Origin of the sequence: Rhizobium album (assembly GCF_003122325.1) — a bacterium.
In the GTDB taxonomy this organism is placed as follows: domain Bacteria; phylum Pseudomonadota; class Alphaproteobacteria; order Rhizobiales; family Rhizobiaceae; genus Metarhizobium; species Metarhizobium album.
The window spans coordinates 79,029-104,469 of sequence record NZ_QFBC01000007.1; the positions used below are offsets into that span (position 1 = coordinate 79,029).

Genomic DNA, 25,441 nt, shown 5'->3' on the forward strand with positions numbered 1-25,441 from the left:
ATAAGATCGCATCCCATGGCTATCCTGATTCGCATCGTGAAACGGCTCCTGCGCTTTACCGCCTACGCGGTTCTGGCTGCCGTCGTTCTTCTGGTGATCGGCGTGCTGGTGGTCGGCCTGACGCCGTTCGGTGCCCGTTTTGCCGCCGATCAGGTGTCGCGGCTCGCCTCGACGCCGGACCGGGTGATCACGCTCGGCACGCCGGCCGGCCTCCTGAACGGACGCCTGCGGCTCGACCAGGTCACCATTGCCGATAGCCAGGGCACCTTTGCCGAGGTCCGCGACATCGCCGTCGACTGGTCGCCGCTGTCCCTGCTTGGCGGCACCTTCAAGGCCGATCTCGTTTCCGCCGGTTCGGTCAGCGTCATCCGCGCACCCGTCGTCACGCAGACGCCGCCGCCTGTCGAGGACAGTGGCGGATCGTCGCTGCCAGTCGCCATCGACATCGCCCACATCTCGCTGCCCGATATTATTTTGGGTTCGGCGCTTGCCGGCCGCGATTTTGCGCTTGCCGCCGATGGTTCGCTGCATGCCGACGCCGCCGGGATCAGCACAAAGCTCTCCGCAAACCGTAAGGATCTGCCCGAAGCCAAGGCAAGCGCGGACATCGCTTTCGTGCCTTCCGAAAACCGCCTGACGCTGAATGCGGATATTGCCGAACCGCAGGGCGGACTGATTGCCGGCCTGCTGCGCCTGCCGAACAGCCCGGCGATTGCCCTGAAGGTCAACGGCACGGGGCCGTTGTCCGATTGGGCCGGTAAGCTGGCGGCCACGCTCGACGGACAACCGGTGCTGGATGTCTCCGCCCGACACCAGCAATCGACGGCGGGTTCGCATCATCTGGCGGTCAAGGGCGGCGGCACCTTCGATTCGCTGCTGCCGCCGACCTTCCGGCCGCTGTTTGCCGGCAGCACGGAAATCGACATTGCCGCGACCTTCGACGATAGCGGCCGTCTCAGCATCGAAAGCGGCAACATCGCCACCGGCAATCTCTTGCTGGCAGCCTCCGGCGAACTCAACCCCAACGGCGACAACAGCCTGAAGGCCAACCTCATCGGCGCCGCCGGCCCGATCGATTTCCGTTGGCCGCTCGCCGACGGCGAGGCCCGGCTGCTGATCAGCGGCATCGACCTGTCGCTGACCGGGCAGGCCGCAGCCGCAAAACTCGACCTGACGGCCGCGCTGGAGCAGGTGGAACTGCCGCAAGGCCGGCTGGGCCAGCTGCGGCTCGACGCCAAAAGCGATGCGCTGAACCTGACGGAGCGTTCCGGCACCATCCAGACCCGCTTTTCCGTCGCAGAAACGGCTTTCGCCAGCCCGGATATCGATCGCGCCGTCGAGGGGCCGCTGACGATCACCGCGCCGCTTGCGGTTACGCCCGATGCCATCGCCTTCGACGCGATTGCCCTGGAAAGCCCTGGTATCGGCGGAACGCTGACCGGCCGCTATACGTTTGCCGACAAGACGCTGGCGACAGCCTTCCGCCTGTTTGCCGTTCCGTCCGTCCTGCCGGATGCCCTTGCCGCAAAATTCGAAACGACGATTGCCGCCGAAGGAAATGTGAGCGCCATCATCGGCGGCCGCGCCGAGGTGAGCGGCCTGACGTTGAAATCGGGCACCATCGAAGCATCCGGCAATGTCGCGCTTGACGGCGAAACGCTGACGGCCGATCTCGCCGGCCGCCTGCCGGATCTCGGCAAGCTCGTGGCCGACGCCCGCGGCATCGTCGATTTTTCCGTTTCAGCCAATGGCCCGCTTTCCTCCGTTGCCTTCAAGGCCAACCTCAGCGCCAGCGAGGCGGCGCTCGGCGAACGCGCGCTCACGGATCTTGCCGTTTCAGCCGAAGGCAAGGCCGATCCGGCTTCGCCGCAGGCAACCATCAAGGCATCCGGCGCGCTCGGCGGCCAGACGATCAACGTCGATGCCGATCTTTTGTCCGAAAACGGCGCGACCCGCATACCAAAACTCCTGGCACAGATCGGGGCCAACAGGATCGAAGGATCGCTCGTCCTGTCGCCGGCCTTCGAGCCGGACGGCCGGCTGACGCTCGACCTTCCCGACATCGGCCTCTTGGCAGCACTGGCCGGACAGGAGGCGCAGGGCGACCTGAAGGGATCGGCGACGATCACCACGCAGGACGGCCGTATCCAGGCTGTGGTCAATGCGTCGGGCAGCGGAATAACCCGCGGCGACCTGCGCATCGCCAATCCGGTCATCGATCTCACCGTCGACGACCTGAAGGCGCTTTCGGCACGCGGCACCATCCGCGCCGACGAGATCGCCTCCGGCGGCAACATGGTGGACGGGCCGCAGCTGGCCTTCACCCAGCAAGCCGGCAAGACCGGCTTCGACCTCAAGGCAAATTACGACGAAGCACCGCTTCTGGCCACGGGAAGCCTGCAGAGCATCGATGGCGTCGTTACCGTCGCCCTCGACACGCTCTCCGCGGCGCCGAGGAAAGTGCCGCTCCAACTCGACCGTGCGGCGGCCATCACCGTGGCCAACGGCACCGTTACCCTGCCGGGCCTGGCCATACGTGTCGGCGATGGTCTCGTGACCCTGTCGGGCACGGCAGGCGAACGGCTGGCGCTGACGGCCGATATCGCCAACATTCCCGCCACCCTGGCCAACACATTCGTGCCGAGCATCGTCGCCAAGGGTGCGGTCTCGGGCACCGCGAGCATGACGGGCCTTGCGGCGACGCCCCTGGTATCCGCGGACCTGCGGGCGGCGCTGCAGAGCGTCGAGATGAGCGAGGGCCGGTTCTCCGACCTGCAGTTCACCGCCCGGACAACCGAGTTCGATATCGCAACGCTTTCCGGCACGGTGGATACGCGCCTCGACGTCGCGGGCATGGATTTCGTCAGCACCGATCTCAACCGCGCCGTCCAGGGGCCTTTGGCGATCGCCGCTCCCATCGTCGTTTCCGCCGGCTCGATAGGCTTCGACGGAACGACGATCGCAAGTCCGGTCATTTCAGGCAAGCTGGACGGCGGTTATGCGCTTGCCACCCGCACCGTGCTCTCGCATCTGGCATTTGCCGTCAAGCCGGAGGCCCTGCCGGACGCCGCCGCGACGAAATTCGACGCGCCGATCACGCTTGAGGGCGATCTTTCCTCGATCATCGGCGGCAAGACCGAGCTCGCCAACCTCAAGATCGCGTCGAGCGGCACGGTGCAGGCCGATGGTCGCGTCACGTTTGAAAACGGCCTGCTGGCGGTCGACCTAAAGGGCGCGCTGCCCGAAATCGGCAAGCTGCTCGCCGATGCCCGCGGCGCGGCGCAATTCCGCGCCACCATTCAGGGCGAACCCTCGGCGCTGGCAATCGACGCGACGGTGGAGGCCGCCAAGGCCGAACTCGCCGGCCGAACGCTGACCGACCTGTCCCTCAATGCAAAAGGTGTCGCCGACAGGAGCGCGCCGCAGGCGACGCTCAAGGCAAGCGGCACGCTCGACAAGCAGAAACTGGCTATCGACGCCGACCTGATCTCCGAAAACGGCACCACCCGCCTGCCAAAGCTGCTGGCGACGGTGGGCCGCAACCGGCTGGAAGGCGCGCTCGCCTTCTCGCCCTCCTTTGCCCCGAGCGGGCAGCTGACCTTCGACATCCCGGACCTGAGCCTGTTTGCGGCGCTCGCCGGCCAGCGCGCCGAGGGCGATCTCAAGGGCGCCATCGCGCTTTCCACCAATGCCGGCATCATGCAGGCAAAGATTTCCGCCACCGGCAGCGGCATCCGCCGCGACGATCTCAGCATCGTCAAGCCGGTGGTCGATCTGACCGTCGACGATCTCGCTGCGCTGTCGGCAAAAGGCACGGTGCAGGCGGAAGAAATCCGCTCCGGAGCCAACCGCATCCAGGCGCTGGCGCTGGCGATCACCCAGAGCGGCGGCAAGACCGGCTTCGACCTGAAAGCGCAATATGACGGCGCGCCGCTTCTGACATCCGGCACCATCCAGAGCGCCGGCAGCACCATGACGGTCGCGCTCGAGCGCTTCGAGGCCGCACCGAAACGGCTGCCCCTGAAGCTCGAAAGCCCGACGACCATCCGCATCGCCGACGGCAACGTCACCCTGTCGAAACTCGGCATCCGCGCCGGCAACGGCACGATCACCGTCAATGGCGGTGCCGGAGACCAATTGCAGATCGACGCAAAGATCAGCAATCTGCCGGCAAGCCTCGCCAATAGCTTCGTGCCCAGCATCGCGGCGGAAGGCACGATATCCGGCACGGTCACTGTCCGCGGTTCGACGACGGCACCGGCAGTCGATTACCAGCTTGCCTGGGCGAATGCGGCTGTGGCGCAAACGAAATCGGCCGGTGTCCGCGCCTTCGACATCAAGGCCAATGGCCGCTTCGCCGACAACACACTGCGCATCGATACCAGCCTCAGTGGCGGCGGCCTGTCGCTCAGCGGCGGCGGCACGGTGGGCGTGACCGGCAACCAGCCGCTGGCGCTGTCTTTCGAGGGAACCCTGCCCTTCTCCCTGGCGGCGACCCAGCTTGCCAGCCAGGGGCTCAGCCTCGAAGGCCAGGCAAGGATAAACCTCCGCATTGCAGGCACGGCGACATCGCCCGATATCACCGGCACGATTTCCGCCGATGGCGCGACGCTGGTCGACGTGCGCCGCAACATCGCCGTCAACAACCTTGCCCTGAACGTTTCGCTCGACCGTGACCGGGCGACCATCAACCGGCTGTCCGGCCAGCTGGCGCAGGGCGGCACGGTATCGGCGACCGGGACGATCGGCTTTGCCGGCGACAGCGGCTTCCCTGCCGATCTCGCCATCAAGCTCGACAAGGCGGCCTATGTCGACGGCACGCTGCTGGCGACCGTCATCGACGGCAATCTGACGCTGAAGGGGCCGGTGCTGACCGCGCCCGTGCTCGGCGGTGAACTGAGGCTCGGCAAGACCTCGATCACCGTGCCGGAAAAGCTGCCGGCCTCGCTGGCGGACATCAACGTCAAGCACAAGAATGCGCCGCGCGACGTGCAGAAACAGGCCGAGGCCATCAAGAAGGACGAAGGCGGCGGCGGCACGCAATCCAGCATCGGCCTCGACCTGACCATCAGCGCACCCTCGCGCATTTTCGTGCGCGGCCGTGGTATCGATGCCGAGCTCGGCGGCTCGCTGACCGTGCGCGGTACGGCGACGGATCCGGTGGTTTCCGGCGGCTTCGAGATGCGCCGCGGCCGTCTCAACATCCTCAACAAGCGGCTCGACTTCACCTCGGGCGAGATCAGCTTCGGCGGTTCGCTGACACCGACGCTGAACCTCGAGGCGACCAACACCACCGGCTCGACGACGATCACCATCACCGTCGCCGGCGTCGCCAACGATCCGTCGATCACCTTCTCGTCGTCTCCCGCTTTGCCGCAGGACGAAATCCTGGCGCAGCTGATCTTCGGTCAGTCGATGTCAAAGCTTTCGGCGCTGCAGATCGCCCAACTGGCCGATGCCGCAAGCCAGCTGGCCGGCGGTCGTTCGACCTCGCTGTTCCAGGCGTTGCGCTCCAATCTCGGTGTCGACGACCTCGATATCTCGACCGATGAGAAAGGCGAAGCGCGTGTTTCCGCCGGCAAATACCTGAACAGCCGCACCTATATCGAGCTGCAGGGCGGCGGCGAAAGCGGCGGCAAGGCGATCATCAACCTCGATGTCGGCCGCGGCGTCAAACTGCGCGGAGAAGCGGGCGGCAACGGCGAAGGTGCGGCCGGTATCTTTTATGAAAAGGAATACTGAGCAGGTGCGGCAGGGGCCTGCAGCGAAATTGCGTCAGAACAAGCGAGGATACTCCACGCACAGGCCGTGATCCGGCCTCGACGCCACGTTGCAAATAGCCTTTCGCGTAGATCAGGCACCGGCCGGCGGCGGTGTCGGGGGCGCCGGCTTGCGGATATGCGCGGCGGCTTCCAGAACCAGCGGATCGAAACCTTCGCCGCCGTCCTCGATCATTTCGAAGAACTGCCGGCGCATGCGCGATTCCCAGAATTTGTTGATATGGGTGGCGACGCCCTGCACCCGCTCCGCTTCCGGCTGCGAATGGAAGAAGGTGGCGATCTGATTGGCCATACGCACCAGCTTCTGCTGCGTTCCATCATGCGACATCGGCGGAAACTCCGGAAAAAATGCGGGTCGAATGGGTAAAGATCTCGAAATCCTCGCCGCGCACCAGCGCGACGAGGGTCATGCCGGCTTCTTCCGCCGTGCGCAGCGCCAGGGCCGTGGGGGCGGAAATGGCAATCAGCACGGCGCTGCCGAGAATCGCCGCCTTCTGCACCATCTCGACCGACAGCCGGCTGGTGACGACCACCGCCCCTTCCGCGCCGGTGTGCCCGGCAGCGATGACGGCGCCGCACAGCTTGTCGAGCGCATTGTGGCGCCCGACATCTTCCCGAACGGCGAGCAATCCGCGGCCGGGGATATAAAAACCGGCGCCGTGCACCGCATGGGTTTCACGATGCAGCGGCTGGGCACCGTTGAGCAAGGCAATCGCCTCGACGATCTGCCGGTTGTCGAGGTTGAGCGTGACGCCACCGACATCCGGCACCGGCCGCATGGCCTGTTCGATCGATTCGATGCCGCACAGGCCGCAACCGACCGGCCCGGCCATATGCCGGCGGCGGGTGCGCAGGGCATCGGCGGCATCGTCGGCAAGCGTGATCTGCACGTCGATGCCCGGTCCTTCCGCCACCACTTCGATGCCGGCAACCTCCGCTGCGGAACCGATAATTCCTTCGGTAAGGCTGAAACCGAGCGCAAAATCCTCGAGATCCGCCGGCGTTGCCATCATCACCGCATGCGTCGAGCCGCCGTAGGAAAAGGCGATCGGCACTTCTTCCGGCACGAGGCGCGAAGCGCTTCGTACGACGCCATTGCGGCGGACGGTTTCGGAGGCGGATGCGGTGGTCCTGAACGTGCTCATGCAGCGGCCCACCGGTTTTTGGGAGGACCGAGGTTGCGGTTGGTGGGCGGCGCAAGCCGCGATTGATCGGCGTGCGAACGAAGGGAGAGAAAAACACGCCCTATCCGTAGCCGCAATCCCCCACCCTCGGAGCACATCCTCACTCCGCCGCCTCCAGCTTGCCGGCGATGCGGCGGGACTGGCGCGCCTGCTCGTCATATTCCACCTGCCAGCCGGACGGGCCGTTGGAGGGCGAGATCTGCACCGCCGTCACCTTGTATTCCGGGCAGTTGGTCGCCCAATCGGAGAAATCGGTGGTGATGACGTTCGCCTGCGTCGTCGGATGGTGGAAGGTGGTGTAGACGACACCCGGCGCGACGCGATCGGTGATCAGCGCGCGAAGCGTCGTATCGCCGGATCGGCTGGCGAGACGCACCCAGTCGCCGTCGCGGATGCCGCGCAGTTCCGCATCGTGCGGATGCACCTCCAGCCGGTCCTCGGCATGCCAGACGACGTTTTCGGTGCGCCGCGTCTGGGCGCCGACATTGTACTGGCTGAGAATGCGGCCGGTGGTGAGCAAGAGCGGGAAGCGCGGACCGGTGCGTTCGTCGGTGGCGACATATTCGGTGCGGATGAACTTGCCCTTGCCGCGCACGAAACCGTCGATATGCATGATCGGCGAGCCCTTGGGCGACTTTTCATTGCAGGGCCACTGCACCGAGCCCATCTTTTCCAGATAGTCGTAGGAGACCAGCGCAAAGCTCGGCGTCGTCGCGGCGATCTCGTCCATGATTTCGGACGGATGGCTATAGTTCCAGGCGAGCCCCATCGCCTGGGCAAGCTTTTGCGTCACTTCCCAATCGGCATAACCGTTCTTCGGCGTCATGACGCGGCGGACGCGGTTGATGCGGCGCTCGGCATTGGTAAAGGTGCCGTCCTTTTCCAGGAAGGTCGAGCCCGGCAGGAAGACGTGGGCGTAGTTGGCCGTTTCGTTGAGGAACAGGTCCTGGACGACGACGCATTCCATCGCCGCAAGGCCGGCGGCGACATGTTTGGTATCCGGGTCGGACTGCAGGATATCCTCGCCCTGGATGTAGATACCCTTGAACGAACCGTCGACGGCGGCATCCAGCATGTTGGGGATGCGCAGGCCCGGCTCGTTGGACAGCGTCACGCCCCACATCTTCTCGAAGATTTCGCGGGTGGCGTCGTCGGCGACGTGGCGGTAGCCCGGAAGCTCGTGCGGGAAGGAGCCCATATCGCAGGAGCCCTGCACATTGTTCTGGCCGCGCAACGGGTTCACGCCGACGCCCGGCCGGCCGATATTGCCGGTGACCATGGCAAGATTGGCGATCGCCATGACCGTGGTCGAGCCCTGGCTATGCTCGGTGACACCGAGGCCGTAATAGATCGCGCCGTTGCCGCGGGTGGCAAACAGGCGGGCCGCGCCGCGTACCAGATGCGCCGGTACGCCGGTGAAGGTTTCGATCGCTTCCGGGCTATGCTGCTCTTCGGCGACGAAAGCGGCCCAATCCTCGAATTCCGACCAGTCGCAACGTTGCCGGATGAAGGCTTCGTTGGCGAGGCCTTCGGTGACGATGACATGCGCCAGCGCCGTCATGACAGCGACATTGGTGCCGGGCTTCAGCGGCAGATGGAAGGCCGCCTCGATATGCGGCGACTTGACGAGATCGGTGCGGCGCGGATCGATGACGATCAGCTTGGCGCCCTGGCGCAACCGCTTCTTCAGACGCGAGCCGAAGACGGGGTGGCCGTCGGTCGGATTGGCGCCGATGACGATGACGACATCGGTATGCTCGACCGAATCGAAATCCTGCGTGCCGGCAGACGTGCCGAAGGCCTGGCCGAGGCCATAGCCGGTCGGCGAATGGCAGACGCGGGCGCAAGTATCGACGTTGTTGTTACCGAAGCCGGCGCGGATCAGCTTCTGCACCAGGAAGGTTTCTTCATTGGTGCAGCGCGACGAGGTGATGCCGCCGATCGATTCGCGACCGTATTGATACTGGATACGCCGGAACTCCGAGGCGACATGCGCATAGGCCTCTTCCCAGGTGACTTCGCGCCAGGGATCGGACACCTTCTCGCGGATCATCGGGTTGAGGATGCGGTCCTTGTGGGCCGAGTAGCCGTAGGCGAAACGGCCCTTGACGCAGGAATGGCCGCGGTTGGCCTGGCCGTCCTTCCAGGGTACCATGCGCACCAGTTCCTCGCCGCGCATCTCGGCCTTGAAGGAGCAGCCGACGCCGCAATAGGCGCAAGTGGTCACGGCGGAATGTTCCGGCTGACCGATCTCGATGACCGATTTTTCCGTCAGCGTCGCCGTCGGGCAGGCCTGCACGCAGGCGCCGCAGGAAACGCATTCGGAGGAGACGAAATCCTCGTGCATGCCGGGCGAGACGCGGCTGCCGAAACCGCGGCCTTCGATGGTCAGCGCAAAGGTGCCCTGCACCTCTTCGCAGGCGCGCACGCAGCGCGAGCAGACGATGCATTTCGACGGATCATAGGTGAAGTAGGGGTTGGACTCGTCCTTCGGCATCCACTTGGCGTTGATCTCGCCATTGTTGCGGGCGCGGACGTGGTTGTCGCCCTCGTAACCGTAACGCACGTCACGCAGGCCGACGGCGCCGGCCATGTCCTGCAGCTCGCAGTCGCCGTTGGCGGCGCAGGTCAGACAGTCGAGCGGATGGTCGGAGATGTAGAGCTCCATCACGCCCTTGCGGATGTCCTTCAGCCGGCTCGTCTGGGTGTGCACCTTGATGCCGGGCGCGACCGGCGTGGTGCAGGAGGCAGGCGTACCGTTGCGGCCCTCGATCTCGATCAGACAGAGGCGGCAGGAGCCAAAGGCATCGACCATATCGGTGGCGCAAAGCTTCGGCACCTGGATGCCGGCTTCCATCGAGGCGCGCATGATCGAGGTGCCTTCCGGAACGGTGATCTCGCGACCGTCAATGGTCAGCGTCACCATCTTCTCCGAGCGCGATGCCGGCGTGCCGTAGTCGATTTCAGGAACGAGGGACATGGTTGGCTCCTCCCATGGAATTGAAGTCAGAAAGCACATTCGCCGAGGTGGGTTCAAATCTCATTCCGCCGCCTCCACCACCGGTGCCGGCGAAAAGTCCTCCGGGAAATGCGTCATGGCGCTGAGGACCGGATAGGGCGTGAACCCGCCGAGCGCACAGAGCGAGCCGAATTTCATCGTGTTGCAGAGGTCGGCCAGCAGCACGCGGTTCTTCTCCGGCTCGATGCCGCGGGCGATCCTGTCGGCGGTCTCGACGCCGCGCGTCGAGCCGATGCGACAGGGCGTACACTTGCCGCAGCTTTCGATGGCGCAGAATTCCATGGCGAAACGGGCCTGCTTCAGCATGTCGACCGTATCATCGAAGACGACGATGCCGGCATGGCCGATCAGGCCGTCCTTGGCGGCGAAGGATTCGTAGTCGAACGGCGTATCGAACAAAGCGCGCGGGAAATAGGCGCCCAGCGGGCCGCCCACCTGCACCGCCTTCACCGGCCTGCCGCTTGCCGTGCCGCCGCCGATGTCATCGATGATTTCACCCAGCGACAGGCCGAAGGCGGTTTCGAACAATCCGCCATGCCTGACATTGCCGGCGATCTGGATCGGGATGGTGCCGCGCGACCGGCCCATGCCGAAATCGCGGTAGAAGGCGGCCCCCCGGTCAAGGATGATCGGCACCGAGGCCAGCGACATGACGTTGTTGACCACCGTCGGCCGGCCCAGAAAACCCTGCAGCGCCGGCAGCGGCGGCTTGGCGCGCACGATGCCGCGCTTGCCTTCCAGGCTGTTCAGAAGCGAGGTTTCTTCACCGCAGACATAAGCGCCGGCACCGCTTCTCACTTCGAGATCGAAAGCATATCTGGAACCGAGCACCGACACGCCGAGGATGCCGGCATGCCGGGCGATATCGATCGCTTCCTGCATGGTGGCAATGGCATGCGGATATTCCGAACGCGTATAGATGTAGCCCTTGGTGGCGCCGGTGGCGATGCCGGCGATCGCCATGCCTTCAATCAGCACGAAGGGATCGCCTTCCATGATCATGCGGTCGGCGAAGGTACCGCTGTCGCCTTCATCGGCGTTGCAGACGATGTATTTCTTGTCGCCAGGGGCGTCAGCCACGGTCTTCCATTTGATGCCGGTCGGAAAACCGGCGCCGCCGCGGCCGCGCAGGCCGCTGTCGGTCACTTCCTTGACGATGTCGGCCGGCGCCATGGCGATCGCCTTTTCCAGGCCGGTAAGGCCGGCATATTGGCGATAATCTTCCAGCGACAACGGATCGGTGACGCCGCAACGCGCAAAGGTCAATCGCGTCTGCTGGCGCAGGAACGGGATATCCTTGGTCGGGCCGAGATGCAGCGGATGCGTTCCGCCCGTCAGGAAACCGGCCTCGAACAGGCTCTCGACATCCCTGGCCTGCACCGGACCGTAAGCGATGCGACCGTGCTGCGTGCGCACCTCGACCAGCGGCTCCAGCCAGAACATGCCATGCGATCCGTTGCGCACGACCCTGGCATCGAGCCCGCGCCTGGCGATCTCGGCCGTGATCGCCTTGGCGACCTTCTCGGCGCCAAGCGCAAGCGATGCGGCATCACGGGGAACGAAGATGGTTACGGTCATCGGCGTGCCTCCGCCACCAGTTCGCGAACTGAGGCATCGTCCAGGCGGCCATGCAGCTCACCATCGAACATGGCGGCCGGCGCGCAGGCACAAAGCCCGAGACAGAAGATCGGCTCCAGCGTCACGGCGCCGTCGAGTGTCGTCTGGTGGAAATCGATGCCGAGCAGCGCCTTGACACGCTCGGCCAGACGGTCTCCGCCCATCGACTGACAGGCCTCGGCGCGACAGAGCTTCAGAACGTGCCGGCCGGTCGGATGGTCGCGGTAATCATGATAGAAGGTGACGACCCCGTGCACTTCGGCGCGGGAAAGATTGAGTTCGCGCGCCAACACCGGCAGGCTCTCCTGCGGCACGAAACCGAACTCGGCCTGGATTTCGTGCAGGATCGGCAAAAGCGGACCTTCCAGCGCCTTCAATTCGCCGACAATCGCCAGCGTGCGTTTTTCCACATCGCCACCGGCCACATGAACGTTCATGCCTGAACTCCTCCCGAAGACACACATACCTCCCGCCGACATGCGGCAGAAACGCACGAGCCTGTAATGCTTGAAATTGCGGCAAGGACCGGAACCCTGTCGGCCCCCGCTCGATCATCCGCAAAGTGTCTCAGGGAATAAAAAGACGGTCAATAAGGCAGTTCCGTCGATTGATAGAAATTTTCTATCAATCGACACCCTTTTCTGCAAGATTTCGAGCCTCGTGAAGCAGGGCGGAGACGAGCGGCGTGAAGGGTTCGCGGTGCGTGGCGACCAGGCCGATGCTATGATGTGGCTCCGGTTCGACCAAGGAAACTATACTAATTTCCTCAGGAAAGCCGAAGGATTTGGCGACATTTCGCGGCATTATGCTGCACCAGCGTCCCGTTCGCACATGCGAAATGATCACGATCATCGAGTTGGATTCGAGCGTCGGCTTCACATCCACGCCGGCTTCAGCGAAATGACGGTTGATGATGCGGCGGTTTTGCATGTCCGCAGTCAATAGGCAAAGCCGAAGATCGCCGGCCTGCTTCCAGGTGACTTCCGCCTGATCGGCAAACGGCCCCCCCTTCGAGGTGATCAGGCAATACCGCTCGGCATAAAGCGGCACGCTGGTGACGCGGCCGAGCGGTTCGTTTTCGAGATAGGTGAGGCCCGCGTCGATCTCGAGGTTTTCGAGCAGGCTGAGGATCTGCAGCGAATTGGTGGAGAAGACCGAGAAGGTGACGTCGGGATGCTTTTCCTGGAACGGCGCCGTCAGGCGGGGCACCATGGAGAGCGTCGTCGGAATGGCAGCCAGTCTTATATGTCCTGAAAGACCCTTGCGCGCCGTGCGCATTTCCTCACGCATGGTGCGGGCGTCGCCGACGATGCGGCGGGCCCATTCCAGCACGCGCTGGCCCTCCGGCGTCAGTCCCTGAAACCGCGAGCCGCGAATGACCAGCATGACACCCAGCTGTTCCTCAAGCTGGCGGATTGCCGCCGACAGCGTCGGCTGGGAAATGCCCAGTTCCTCGGCCGCCCGGGCGAAATGCCGTTCCCGGGCAAGCGCGATGAAATATTCCAGCTTGTCGATCATTTCTTTTCCACATGGCCCCGCAACCGCTCACGGGACATTCCCGATGGCCGCTGGTTTCAGCAGATCAGCTGGCCGCCGTTGATCTCGATCACCTGTCCGGTGATGTAACCGGACAGGCTGCCGGCGGCGAGGAACAGATAGGCCGGGGCACAATCCTCCGGCGTTCCGAGGCGTTGCAGCGGGATCGTCTTGCGGGTCGCCTCCAGCTTTTCGGCCGAGGAATAGCGTTCATGGAAATCCGTGGCGATGGTGCCGGGGGAAACGCAGTTGACGCGGATGCCTGAGGGCGCCAGTTCCCGCGCCAGCGCCTTCGAATAGGTGGAAACGAAGGCTTTCGAGGCCGAATAGATGGCCGAACCGGGACTGCCGCCGGTGAGCGCGGAGATCGACACGGTATTGACGATCGCGGCATCGCCCGTCTTTTTCATCATCGGCAGGAGATCGCGCGTCAGCCCGACGACGGAGTTCTGGTTGAGCTGCACCACCGTTTCGTACTGGTCGTCGGTCAGTTCGTCGGCCGGAAAACGGCCCACCATCGTCCCGGCATTGTTGACCAGCACATGCACGGCATCGAACCGGTCCTGCACCGCGGAGGCGAACTGCCTCACACCCTCTTCCACGAGAAAATCGGCCGCCACCAGAAAGGCGCGGCGCTCGGCCTGGGCTTCCAGCAGGAAATCGGGCAGCGCCCCGCCCGGCGTGCGACCGACATGGACGAGCACATGCGCACCGCAGTCGAGAAACAGGCGCGCCACTTCAAGCCCGATGCCGCGACCGGCGCCGGTGACCACGACGTTGCGGCCTTCAAACAGTTTTGGGTGAAACATGGTCTCCTCCTTGTCTTCTCCTAGATTGCCCGGCATCGTGCCGCCCGGCAATATGAATGTCGCGAGATTGCGCTATTTTCGCTTTGTCCTATTATGAAGAAAAACGAAAATGCAGGAGGGGAGGAGCGATGTTTCTGACGGGACGCCAGTCGGAGATTCTGGATATCGCCAAACTCGAGGGCCGGGTGCTGGTGGAGGAACTGGCCGTGCGGTTTTCGGTAACGCCGCAGACCATCCGCAAGGACCTCAACGATCTCTGCGAAGGCCGCGCGCTGACCCGCGTTCACGGCGGCGCCATTTTCCCGAGCGGCACGGAAAACGTCAAATACGAAGCCCGCCGCTCGATCGCGGCCCCCGAAAAGCAGGCGATCGGGCGGGCGGCAGCCGCCCTCATTCCCAACAATACCTCGCTGTTCATCAATATCGGAACGACGACGGAAGCGGTCGGAGAAGCGCTGCTCGATCATCACGAGCTGATGATCATCACCAATAATATCAATGTCGCCAATCGCTTGCGCATATTTCCCTCGATAGAGGTGGTGATTGCCGGCGGCGTCGTGCGTGGCTCGGACGGCGGCATCGTCGGCGAGGCGGCGGTGGATTTCATCCGGCAGTTCAAGGTGGACTTTGCCGTCATCGGCGCCTCGGCCATCGACCATGACGGCGCGCTTCTCGACTATGATTTCCGGGAAGTGAAGGTGGCCCAGGCTATCATCGCCAATGCCCGCAACGTCATCCTCGTCTCCGATTCGACGAAGTTCGACCGCAACGCGCCGGTGCGCATCGGCCACCTCTCCCAGGTCAACACCTTCATCACCGACCGGTGTCCGATCGCATCCATCCATTCGATCTGCGCCGAACACGACGTGCAGTTGATCGAAACCGAGAGACATATCGCTTCAGAATAATTTTCGATTCTCTTTCATTCGTTTGACATTCGTATTGTTTTCGTTTTAACTGATTTCACTTTCGCAAATGCGTAAATTTGTGCAGTGCGAAATGGAGTGGGGGGAGACGGAATTGTCCGAAGAAGCGGTGTACGATCTGTTCGTCATCGGTGGCGGCATCAACGGCTGCGGCATTGCCCGCGATGCCGTCGGCCGTGGTTATTCGGTCGCACTGGCCGAAATGAAGGATTTTGCGTCGGGCACCTCTTCTGCCGCCACCAAGCTGATCCATGGCGGATTGCGTTATCTCGAACATTACGAATTCCGGCTGGTGCGCGAGGCGCTGATGGAGCGCGAGATCTTGTGGGTCATGGCGCCGCACATCATCTGGCCGATGCGGTTCGTTCTGCCGTTCCACAAGGGCGGCATCCGTCCGGCCTGGCTCATTCGCCTCGGCCTGTTTCTGTACGATCATCTCGGCGGCCGCAAGCTGTTGCCGGCGACGCGGTCGCTCGACATGCGCCGCGATCCGGCCGGCAAGCCGCTGAAGCCGCTGTTCACCCGCGCCTTCGAATATTCCGACGGCTGGGTCGACGATGCCCGCATGGTGGTGCTCAACGCCCGCGATGCCGCGGACCGGGGCGCGACGATCCTCAACCGCAGCAAGGTCACCTCGGCCCGCCGCGAACAGGGCGCCTGGACGATCGAGGTCAAGGATACCGAAAGCGGTGCGATACGGCAGGTCCGCGCCCGCATGCTGGTCAATGCCGCCGGTCCCTGGGTGGACCAGGTGCTTGCCGGCGCCGTCGGCAAGAACAATGTCCACAATGTCCGGCTGGTGCAGGGCAGCCACATCGTCGTGCGCCGCAAGTTCGACGATCCGCGCGCCTATTTTTTCCAGAATCCCGACAACCGCATCATCTTCGCCATTCCCTACGAGAATGATTTCACCCTGATCGGCACGACGGACCGCGACTACACCGACGATCCGCGCAACGTGAAGATCTCGGAGGAAGAGACGACCTATCTCTGCCGTGCCGCCAGCGAATATTTTGCCGAGCCGGTGCGGCCGGAGGATATCGTCTGGAGCTATTCCGGCGTTCGCCCGCTCTTCGATGACGGCGCTTCCAAGGCGCAGGAGGCAACGCGCGACTACGTGCTGAAGGTCGAGGGCGGTTCGGGCGAAGCGCCGCTGCTCAACGTTTTCGGCGGCAAGCTCACCACCTATCGCCGGCTGGCGGAACATGCCCTGGAAAAGATCGGCGAGACGATCGGCGCCAAGGGTCCGGCCTGGACGGCAAAGTCATCCCTGCCCGGCGGCGATTTTGCAGCGACGGGATACGAGGTGGAAGTGCGCAAGCTTTCGTCTGCCTATACCTTCCTGGCGGAAAAGCATGCCCGCCGGCTGGTTCGCCTATACGGCACCAAGGCTTCGGCGCTGCTCGGCAATGCCAAAACTGCTGCCGATCTCGGCCGGCATTTCGGCAGCGATCTCTATGAATGCGAAGTGCGCTGGCTGATGGAAAAAGAGTGGGCGCGGCACGCCGAAGACGTGTTGTGGCGCCGCACCAAGCGCGGACTGTACCTGTCGCCCGAGGAAGCGGCAGCTTTGGAGAATTACATGACGACATCGACCGCATCGTCTGCGGCCTGACCGGTTTCGGTCGGCCCGTCAGTCGGAATATCGTCAAAGGTTTGGAGGAGGCCTGAGGAGCTCATGCTCGAATTGCGCAATGTGTCGAAGACGGTCGGCGGTGAATATCACATTCACCCGAGCGATCTCGTTCTCGAACGGGGAACGCTGAACGTTCTGCTGGGGCCGACCCTGTCCGGCAAGACGTCGCTGATGCGGCTGATGGCGGGGCTGGACAAGCCGACCGGCGGCTCCATCCATTTCGACGGCAAGGATGTCACCGGCGTGCGCGTGCAGGACCGCAACGTCGCCATGGTCTATCAGCAGTTCATCAATTATCCGGCCCTGACGGTCTATGAAAACATCGCTTCGCCGATGCGGATCTCGGGCAAGGATACGGCAACCATCGACCGCGAGGTGCGCAAGGCGGCGGAACTGCTGCGGCTGACGCCCTATCTCGACCGCACGCCGCTCAGCCTCTCCGGCGGCCAGCAGCAACGTACGGCGCTGGCGCGCGCCATCGTCAAGAATGCCAGCCTGGTGCTGCTCGACGAGCCGCTCGCCAACCTCGACTACAAGCTGCGCGAGGAACTGCGCGAAGAGCTGCCGCGCATCTTCGCAGCCTCCGGCGCCATCTTCGTCTACGCCACCACGGAGCCTTCCGAAGCCCTGCTGCTCGGCGGCAACACGGCGACGCTGAGCCAGGGCCGCATCACCCAGTTCGGCCGGACGATCGACGTCTACCGCCGTCCGTCCGATCTCGTCACCGCCCGGACCTTTGCCGATCCGCCGCTGAACATCATCGAAGTCGTCAAGGCGAACGGCCATTTTCTCAAGCACGATACCGAAGCCTTTGCCGTTCCCGCCCATCTGGCCGCTATCGCCGACGGGCCGGTGACCATCGCCTTCCACCCGCATCATCTCGCGCTTACCCCGGCAGGGCAGGACGGCGATGCGCGGCTCAGCGTCCGCACGCTGGTTTCGGAAATCACCGGTTCGGAAAGTTTCGTGCATGTCGATTTCGCCGGCGCGCGCTGGGTGATGCTGGAACACGGCATCCACGACATCGAGCCCGACAAACCGATCGACGTTTATCTCGACACGCGCCACCTGATGGCTTTTGCCGGCGATGGCCAGGCAATCGCCGCCGCACCGGCCAGGGCGGCGTGAGGAGAAGATCATGGCACGCATCACACTCGACCATATCCGCCACGCCTACGGCCCGAAACCATCCTCGCCGCAGGACTACGCGCTGAAGGAAGTGCATCACGAATGGAACGACGGCGGCGCCTATGCGCTGCTGGGACCGTCCGGCTGCGGCAAGACCACGCTGCTCAACATCATTTCCGGCCTGGTGACGCCATCCGAAGGCCGCATCCTGTTCGACGGCACCGACGTCACGCAACTGCCGACGGAGCGGCGCAACATCGCCCAGGTCTTCCAGTTCCCGGTCATCTACGACACCATGACCGTCTACGACAACCTGGCCTTCCCCCTGCGCAACCGCCGCGTTCCGGAAGCCGAAGTCGATCGCCGCGTCCGCGACATCCTCGAGATGATCGACCTGTCGAGCTGGGCGAACCGCAAGGCGCAGCGGCTCACCGCCGACCAGAAGCAGAAGATTTCGCTCGGCCGCGGCCTGGTGCGCAACGACGTCAGCGCCATCCTGTTCGACGAACCGCTGACGGTCATCGACCCGCATATGAAATGGGTGCTGCGCTCGCAGCTGAAGCGGCTGCACCGCCAGTTCGGCTTCACCATGGTCTACGTCACCCACGACCAGACGGAAGCGCTGACCTTCGCCGACAAGGTCGTCGTCATGTATGACGGCGAGATCGTGCAGATCGGCACGCCGGCGGAGCTGTTCGAAAGGCCGAGCCATACCTTCGTCGGCTATTTCATCGGCTCGCCCGGCATGAACGTGTTGCCCGCCGCCGTCGACGGTAGCGCCGTCACCATCGGCGCCGAGACCATCCAGCTCGATTACGCCCCGAACATCGGTTCGGCCAAGAAGACCGAACTCGGCATCCGGCCGGAATTCATCCGTCTCGGACGCGACGGCATGCCGATCGAGGTCACCAAGGTCGAGGATATCGGCCGCCAGAAGATCGTTCGCGCCCGTTTCTCCGGACATCCGGTCGCCATCGTCGTGCCGGAGGACGGCGAGATACCGGCCGACGCCCGCGTCCGTTTCGATCCGTCCGCCATCAGCATCTACGCCGACAGCTGGCGTGTCGGTCGGGAGGCCTGAGATCATGGAAAAGACCTGGAACAACAAGGCCTGGTTTCTCGTCCTGCCGGTGCTGGTGCTCGTCGCCTTCTCCGCCGTCATCCCGCTGATGACGGTCGTCAACTATTCAGTGCAGGATACCTTTGGCAACAACGAGTTTTTCTGGGCCGGCACCGACTGGTTCTCCGAAATGCTCGCCTCCGACCGGTTCTGGAATGCGCTGTTGCGCAACCTGATCTTCTCGCTGGTCATCCTGGCGATCGAGATCCCGCTCGGCATCCTGATTGCGCTCAACATGCCGAAGAAGGGGCTCGGCGTGCCGGTCTGCCTGGTGCTGATGGCGCTGCCGCTGCTGATCCCGTGGAACGTCGTCGGCACCATCTGGCAGATCTTCGGCCGCGTCGACATCGGCCTGCTCGGCCATACGCTGGAAGCGGTCGGCATCGATTACAACTACGTCCAGAGCCCGACCGCCGCCTGGATCACCATCATCGTCATGGACGTCTGGCACTGGACGAGCCTTGTCGTGCTCCTGTGCTATGCCGGCCTCGTCTCGATCCCGGATGCCTATTACCAGGCGGCCAAGATCGATGGCGCCTCGCGCTGGTCCGTCTTCCGCTACATTCAATTGCCGAAGATGAATCGCGTGCTGTTGATTGCCGTGCTGCTGCGCTTCATGGACAGCTTCATGATCTACACCGAACCCTTCGTCGTCACCGGCGGCGGCCCCGGCAATTCCACCACCTTCCTGTCGATCGACCTCGTCAAGATGGCGGTCGGCCAGTTCGACCTCGGCCCGGCAGCGGCGATGTCGATCATCTACTTCCTCATCATCCTGCTCCTGTCATGGGTGTTCTACACCGTCATGACATCGGGCGACGCGGCCAAGTAAGAAAGGAGACCGACCATGAGCCACAAGACGACCGGCGAGAAGCTCTCCTTCCTGGTGCCGACCCTCTACATCATCTTTCTGCTCCTGCCGATCTACTGGCTGGTCAACATGAGCTTCAAGGAAAACGCCGAGATCACCGGCTCCTTCTCGTTATGGCCGATGAACCCGACGCTCAGGAACTACATGGTGATCTTCACCGATCCCTCCTGGTACAACGGCTATATCAACTCGATCATCTACGTCTGCCTGAACACGGTGATTTCGGTGGCGGCGGCATTGCCGGCGGCCTATGCCTTCTCGCGCTATCGCTTCCTCGGCGACAAGCACCTGTTCTTCTGGCTGCTCACCAACCGCATGGCGCCGCCCGCCGTCTTCGCCCTGCCGTTCTTCCAGCTCTATTCGGCTTTCGGCCTGATCGACACGCATATTGCGGTCGCCATCGCCCACTGCCTGTTCAACGTGCCGCTGGCGGTGTGGATCCTCGAAGGCTTCATGTCGGGCGTGCCGAAGGAGATCGACGAGACGGCTTATATCGACGGCTATTCGTTCCCGCGTTTCTTCGTCAAGATCTTCATGCCGTTGATCGCCTCGGGCATCGGTGTCGCCGCCTTCTTCTGCTTCATGTTCTCCTGGGTGGAGCTCTTGCTCGCCCGGACGCTGACGACCACGGCCGCCAAGCCGATCTCGGCGATCATGACGCGCACGGTATCGGCCTCGGGCATGGATTGGGGCGTGCTGGCGGCGGCCGGCGTGCTGACCATCATTCCCGGCGCGCTCGTCATCTATTTCGTCCGCAACTACATCGCCAAGGGTTTTGCGCTCGGCCGCGTCTAAGAGGAGGTTGATCCCATGAACTTTTCCTGGATGGCCTGGACGCTGCCCACGGCCCTGTTCTTCATCACCATTTTCGCCCTGCTGATCGGCATGGCGGTCTGGGAATATTTTTCGCCCGGCGGCAATCCGCGGGTCGGCATCCTGCGCTTCGAGACGACGCGCGGCGACCGGCTGTTCATCTCGCTGCTCGGATCGGCATTCATTCATCTCGCATGGCTGGGTCTTGTCGGACCCAACCTGTGGTGGGCTCTTGCCCTCAGCGTCATCTACGCCATCGGCGTATTCAAGACCGTCTGAGGCAAGCGAATAGGGGGTGGCCGGCTTCCGGCCTCCTTTGGAGGACCAAGAACTGCAATCGCAACAACCTTAGGGAGGAAGAGCATGCGACGGCATCTTTTGACGACGACGGCAGCGATGCTGCTGGCTTTGACCGGTTCGGCATACGCCGGCATGGACGAGGCAAAGAAGTTCCTGGACGCGGAAATCGGCGATGTATCCAGCCTTTCGCGCGCCGACCAGGAAAAGGAAATGCAGTGGTTCATCGATGCGGCAAAACCGTTTGCCGGCATGGACATCAAGGTGGTATCCGAAACCATCACCACGCATGAATACGAATCCAAGGTTCTCGCCAAGGCGTTTTCCGAAATCACCGGCATCAAGATCACCCACGACCTGATCGGCGAAGGCGACGTCGTCGAGAAGCTGCAGACCCAGATGCAGTCGGGCGAAAACGTCTACGACGCCTATGTCAACGACTCGGACCTGATCGGCACCCATTGGCGCTACCAGCAGGCCCGTTCGCTGACCAAGTGGATGGCCAACGAAGGCAAGGACGTCACCAATCCCGGCCTCGACCTCGACGACTTCATCGGCCTGAAGTTCACCACCGCTCCGGACGGCGATCTCTACCAGCTGCCCGACCAGCAGTTCGCCAACCTCTACTGGTTCCGCTACGACTGGTTCAACGACGAGAAGAACAAGGCCGACTTCAAGGCGAAGTACGGCTACGATCTCGGCGTTCCGGTCAACTGGTCGGCGTACGAAGACATCGCCGAATTCTTCACCGGCCGCGAGATCGACGGCAAGAAGGTCTATGGTCACATGGACTACGGCAAGAAGGACCCGTCGCTCGGCTGGCGCTTCACCGACGCCTGGCTGTCGATGGCCGGCAACGGCGACAAGGGCCTGCCGAACGGCCTGCCCGTCGACGAATGGGGCATCAAGGTCGACGAGAAGTCGCGTCCGGTCGGTTCGTGCGTCGCCCGCGGCGGCGATACCAACGGCCCGGCTTCGGTCTACGCCATCCAGAAGTACCTCGACTGGTTGAAGGCCTATGCACCGGCCGCTGCCCAGGGCATGACCTTCGGCGAAGCCGGCCCGGTCCCGGCGCAGGGCGAAGTGGCACAGCAGATGTTCACCTACACGGCGTTCACCGCCGACTTCGTCAAGGACGGCCTGCCGGTGGTCAATGCCGACGGTACGCCGAAGTGGCGTTTTGCGCCAAGCCCGCATGGCGTCTACTGGAAGGACGGCATGAAACTCGGTTACCAGGACGTCGGTTCCTGGACGCTGCTGAAGTCGACCCCGGACGATCGCGCCAAGGCCGCATGGCTCTACGCCCAGTTCGTCGTCTCCAAGACGGTTGACGTCAAGAAGAGCCAGGTCGGTCTGACGCTGATCCGCGAATCGTCGATCCGCCACCAGTCCTTTACCGATCGCGCACCGAAACTCGGCGGCCTGATCGAGTTCTACCGTTCGCCGGCCCGCGTCCAGTGGTCGCCGACCGGTACGAACATCCCGGACTATCCGAAGCTGGCACAGCTGTGGTGGCAGGCGATCGGCGATGCGTCGTCGGGTGCCAAGACCGCGCAGGAAGCGATGGACTCGCTGTGCGCCGAGCAGGAAAAGGTGCTGCAGCGCCTCGAACGCGCCGGTGTCCAGGGCGATATCGGCCCGAAGCTCGCCGAAGAGCATGACCTCGAATACTGGAACAAGGATGCCGTCGCAAAGGGCAACCTCGCGCCGCAGCTGAAGATCGAGAACGAAAAAGAAAAGCCGCTCACCGTCAACTACGACGAGCTGGTCAAGAGCTGGCAGTAAGCCACAGCTTTCTCGACATGAACGCGCCCGGGAGCTTCGGCTTCCGGGCGTTTTTGTTTTCGGGGATGCCTGTTCCGGGCGGAACAGCGCGGTGCGGGGCGCGGTGGCATAGTCGGGTCACTGGATGAGACGAACACATCCACACAGACAGACAAACCGATCCACCGAAGCCAACAACCCGAACAATAGGAGCCGACCATGCGCAACTTCCTTCTCGCCGCTGCCACTGCCGCCACTCTCGTCGTTTCGTTTGCCGCACCGTCCCTCGCCGGCGGCTACTACGGTGGCTACCAGTCCTACGACAGCTACGACTACCGTCCGAGCTGCTTCATCAAGAAGATCCGCACCTACGATTATTACGGCAACGTCTACATCAAGAAGATCCGCGTCTGCCACTGATCCACGGCAGCTGATACCATAGACCTCCCACTTCGGCCCGGATGTTCCCTGCATCCGGGCCGGAGTGTTGCTGGCAGTGCGTCGTTACGCGATGCGTGTCGCCTTCAGCCGTTCCTCGTCGAGGACGATGCCGAGGCCGGGGGCTTCGCCCAGTTCCAGCCAGCCATCCTTGTGTTTCAACGGCGAGACCATCGGATAATCGCGACGCGCCTCGCTCCATTCCGGATTGTCATAGGGATATTCGAGGAACGGGGCGTCGCCGCAGCCGGCGGTCAAGTGGGCGTTGGCGAGCACGCCGATGCCGTTGGTCCAGGAATGCGGCGTCATCATCACGCCCGCTTCGCGCGCCTGCCAGGCAAGCCTGCGGCAACCGGTGATGCCGCCGACCAGCGCCACGTCCGGCTGGATGACGTCGAAAGCGCGTTCTTCGATGATATCGCGGAATTCGTAGAGTTCGCGGGTCAACTCGCCGCCGGCGATGCGCAGGCCGGTGGCATCGGCAAGCCGCCGCATGCCCTTGCGGTCGGAGCGAAACAGCGGCTCCTCCATCCAGTAGATGCCGAGCCGTTCCAGCTCCCTCGCCACGGCCAGCGCATCCTTGAAGGTCCAGGGAAGCGTCGTGTCCCAGGGCATGCGCCAACCCTGGTTGCAATCGACCATCAGTTCCAGCCGATCGCCGACGCGGGCGCGGATCGCCTCCAGCGCCTTGACATCCGCCTTCCAGCCGCCACGGCCGCCGGCCGATGAGGAAAAGCGCACCTTCATCGCCGCAAAACCCTCCTCGATATACCGCTCTGCCTGCTCGGCCATGGCAGCCGGTGCGCGCAACACGCCCGAGGAGGCGTAAAGACGCACCTTGTCGGCCCGGCCACCCAGCAAACGCCAGACCGGCTCGCCGGTGATCTTGCCCGACAGATCCCAGAGCGCCAGGTCCATCGGCCAGCAGCGGCCGTAGTGGAAGTTAATGTGCGACAGCACTTCATAATGGCGTTCGAGATGGCGCGGGTCCTGGCCGATGAACAGGTCTTCGTGCCCCTCGAAGCCTTTCATCAGATCGCCCGAACCGATGCCCTCCCGGCCCTCGTCGTCGCGCACGCGGACGATGGTCGCATCGAAATGTTTGCGCGGCCGGCCATCCCAGCTGGCCTTGAAAGCCGGGTCGAGGGCGAGGCGGTGGTGGGTGATCTCGATGGATACGATCTTGCTCATGGGGTCCCTCCCTGCTCCATTTTCAGCCGTAACAACGCTCCCCCTCGCCGCGATCGCCGTATCGGGCGTGGATGGACGACCGCCGGTCGCGGGTGGTCGGCAAGGGCCATCCTATTGACCTTTCGCCAGCGCGAGCATGGCGGCAGCGAAATCGTCGATATCGCCATCCGTGACGTCGCGAATGGTCGAGCGGCGCATCGGCAGGTTTTCCGCTGCCCGCATTTCCGCGGCAAGCGCGGCGGCCGTGACACCCCCGAAACTTTCCGGCAAGGCACGGACGATGCCGCAGCGGGTCATCCAGTTCGAAACGAAGTCCGGCAAAGCGGCGACGTCGGCGAGGCCGCAGGCACGCGCAGCCGCATTCAGATCGTCCGTATCCGCCTCTACCAGCCATGCAAGCGTCGCCTCGAAACCGAGTGCGGTGGCAAGGCCGTGATGCACCGGCGCCAATCCGGCCAACGCGTGACTGATGTTGTGGGCAATCGCCGTGCCGCAATTGTCGATTGCGATACCGGCATAACAGGAGCCGAGCAGCACTTTTCCGCGCGCCTCCAGGTTTTCCGGCTCCTTCACCGCAGTTTCCAGTGCGCCTGTCAAAAGCCGCAACGCTTCATGGCCGTAAAACCTGCCGCCGGCATGGGCATTGCGGTTGGTCGAGGCCTCGAAGGCGTGGATGAAGGCGTCGAGGCCGCACCAGGCCGTCAGGTGCGCCGGCAGGGACACCGTCAGCGCCGGATCGAGGATCACCAGGTCGGCCTTCGTCTCCGCCCCCCAGATCCACAGCTTCTTGCCTTCCGGACCGGCGAAGATGTTGGTGGCGGAGGTTTCCGAACCGGTGCCGGCCGTCGTTGGCACCATGATCTTCTTGAGCGGATTTTTCGGCAGCGGATGGGCCGCCAGCGCGTAAAACATCGGGTCCTCGCCCGAGGCCGCGCAACAGGCGACAATTTTTGCGATATCGAGCGCAGAGCCGCCGCCGACGCCGATCACCAGTCCGGCGCCATCGGCCGCCTTGATCGCCGCGTGCAGGTGCGCCAGCTTCGGTTCGCCGGAAAAATCGGAAAAGATCGCGGCGGCAACACCCTCGGCTTCGAGTTCCTGCCGCAGCCTTTCGCCGAAGCCGGATTGCGCCAGGAAACCATCCATGACGACGAGGGCGCGCGTGGCGCCGAAAGATCTGGCCGCGGGCGCGATCTGGGCAGCGCTGCCGGCGGAAAAACGGATTTCCGGGATGAAGGAGGTGGTGAATTGCACGGGCATCGTTCCGTAAGAGTTCGGTTCGAGCAACACTCTGCACTACAAGCTCAACTAT

General features: G+C 63.6%; 19 protein-coding genes. 10 read left to right on the forward strand and 9 right to left on the reverse strand.

Annotated features, from left to right (window positions below; all coding sequences use genetic code 11):
• Positions 1–15 precede the first annotated feature (15 nt).
• Positions 16–5,742, forward strand: coding sequence for a translocation/assembly module TamB domain-containing protein (locus DEM27_RS16620; protein WP_109459368.1), 5,727 nt, complete (start codon positions 16–18; stop codon positions 5,740–5,742).
• Between the two features lie 111 nt (positions 5,743–5,853).
• Here the strand turns inward: DEM27_RS16620 and DEM27_RS16625 are convergent, their stop codons facing one another.
• From DEM27_RS16625 to DEM27_RS16655, 7 genes are all read right to left on the reverse strand, one after another.
• Complete coding sequence (locus DEM27_RS16625; RefSeq protein ID WP_109459369.1) at positions 5,854–6,108, reverse strand: formate dehydrogenase subunit delta; 255 nt, start codon at positions 6,106–6,108, stop codon at positions 5,854–5,856.
• Entirely contained in the window at positions 6,098–6,925 is an 828-nt protein-coding gene (fdhD, locus tag DEM27_RS16630) for a formate dehydrogenase accessory sulfurtransferase FdhD (RefSeq protein WP_109459370.1), read from the reverse strand. The genes DEM27_RS16625 and fdhD overlap by 11 nt, the downstream gene beginning before the upstream one ends.
• A 139-nt stretch (positions 6,926–7,064) precedes the next feature.
• The gene (gene fdhF, locus DEM27_RS16635) at positions 7,065–9,944 is read right to left on the reverse strand and encodes a formate dehydrogenase subunit alpha (protein WP_109459371.1); all 2,880 of its coding nucleotides are present in this window, start codon (positions 9,942–9,944) and stop codon (positions 7,065–7,067) included.
• A 60-nt stretch (positions 9,945–10,004) separates the two neighbouring features.
• Entirely contained in the window at positions 10,005–11,561 is a 1,557-nt protein-coding gene (locus tag DEM27_RS16640) for a formate dehydrogenase beta subunit (RefSeq protein ID WP_109459372.1), read from the reverse strand.
• On the reverse strand, positions 11,558–12,037 hold the full coding sequence (locus DEM27_RS16645; RefSeq protein WP_109459373.1) for a formate dehydrogenase subunit gamma: 480 nt from the start codon (positions 12,035–12,037) through the stop codon (positions 11,558–11,560). Before DEM27_RS16645 ends, DEM27_RS16640 begins: the two co-directional genes overlap by 4 nt.
• Before the next feature lie 187 nt (positions 12,038–12,224).
• Positions 12,225–13,118, reverse strand: a complete 894-nt coding sequence (locus tag DEM27_RS16650) for a LysR family transcriptional regulator (protein WP_109459374.1) — start codon at positions 13,116–13,118, stop codon at positions 12,225–12,227.
• Positions 13,119–13,174: 56 nt separating this feature from the next.
• On the reverse strand, positions 13,175–13,945 hold the full coding sequence (locus tag DEM27_RS16655; protein WP_109459375.1) for an SDR family NAD(P)-dependent oxidoreductase: 771 nt from the start codon (positions 13,943–13,945) through the stop codon (positions 13,175–13,177).
• Positions 13,946–14,073: 128 nt separating this feature from the next.
• On the opposite strand from DEM27_RS16655, the gene DEM27_RS16660 reads away from it, so the two are divergent.
• From DEM27_RS16660 to DEM27_RS16700, 9 genes are all read left to right on the forward strand, one after another.
• The gene (locus DEM27_RS16660) at positions 14,074–14,853 is read left to right on the forward strand and encodes a DeoR/GlpR family DNA-binding transcription regulator (RefSeq protein ID WP_109459376.1); all 780 of its coding nucleotides are present in this window, start codon (positions 14,074–14,076) and stop codon (positions 14,851–14,853) included.
• Positions 14,854–14,965: 112 nt separating this feature from the next.
• Positions 14,966–16,486, forward strand: a complete 1,521-nt coding sequence (gene glpD, locus DEM27_RS16665; RefSeq protein WP_109459377.1) for a glycerol-3-phosphate dehydrogenase — start codon at positions 14,966–14,968, stop codon at positions 16,484–16,486.
• 63 nt (positions 16,487–16,549) lie between these two features.
• Positions 16,550–17,635: an ABC transporter ATP-binding protein gene (locus DEM27_RS16670; protein WP_109459378.1), complete on the forward strand. Its 1,086-nt coding sequence runs from the start codon at positions 16,550–16,552 to the stop codon at positions 17,633–17,635.
• Positions 17,636–17,645: 10 nt separating this feature from the next.
• Positions 17,646–18,716, forward strand: a complete 1,071-nt coding sequence (locus DEM27_RS16675) for an ABC transporter ATP-binding protein (RefSeq protein ID WP_109459379.1) — start codon at positions 17,646–17,648, stop codon at positions 18,714–18,716.
• Positions 18,717–18,720: 4 nt separating this feature from the next.
• On the forward strand, positions 18,721–19,587 hold the full coding sequence (locus DEM27_RS16680; RefSeq protein ID WP_109459380.1) for a carbohydrate ABC transporter permease: 867 nt from the start codon (positions 18,721–18,723) through the stop codon (positions 19,585–19,587).
• 15 nt (positions 19,588–19,602) lie between these two features.
• Positions 19,603–20,421 (forward strand): carbohydrate ABC transporter permease, encoded by an 819-nt coding sequence (locus DEM27_RS16685; RefSeq protein ID WP_109459381.1) that lies wholly within the window; start codon positions 19,603–19,605, stop codon positions 20,419–20,421.
• Between the two features lie 15 nt (positions 20,422–20,436).
• Positions 20,437–20,718, forward strand: coding sequence for a DUF2160 domain-containing protein (locus DEM27_RS16690; RefSeq protein ID WP_109459382.1), 282 nt, complete (start codon positions 20,437–20,439; stop codon positions 20,716–20,718).
• An 84-nt stretch (positions 20,719–20,802) separates the two neighbouring features.
• Positions 20,803–22,521 (forward strand): ABC transporter substrate-binding protein, encoded by a 1,719-nt coding sequence (locus DEM27_RS16695; protein WP_109459383.1) that lies wholly within the window; start codon positions 20,803–20,805, stop codon positions 22,519–22,521.
• Positions 22,522–22,719: 198 nt separating this feature from the next.
• A complete protein-coding gene (locus DEM27_RS16700) occupies positions 22,720–22,920 on the forward strand; it encodes a hypothetical protein (protein WP_109459384.1) in 201 nt (66 codons plus the stop codon).
• Positions 22,921–23,004: 84 nt separating this feature from the next.
• Here DEM27_RS16700 and DEM27_RS16705 read toward each other — a convergent pair whose 3' ends face one another.
• Positions 23,005–24,129: a mandelate racemase/muconate lactonizing enzyme family protein gene (locus DEM27_RS16705; protein ID WP_109459385.1), complete on the reverse strand. Its 1,125-nt coding sequence runs from the start codon at positions 24,127–24,129 to the stop codon at positions 23,005–23,007.
• Between the two features lie 111 nt (positions 24,130–24,240).
• Positions 24,241–25,383: an iron-containing alcohol dehydrogenase gene (locus DEM27_RS16710; RefSeq protein WP_109459556.1), complete on the reverse strand. Its 1,143-nt coding sequence runs from the start codon at positions 25,381–25,383 to the stop codon at positions 24,241–24,243.
• Between the last annotated feature and the right edge of the window lie 58 nt (positions 25,384–25,441).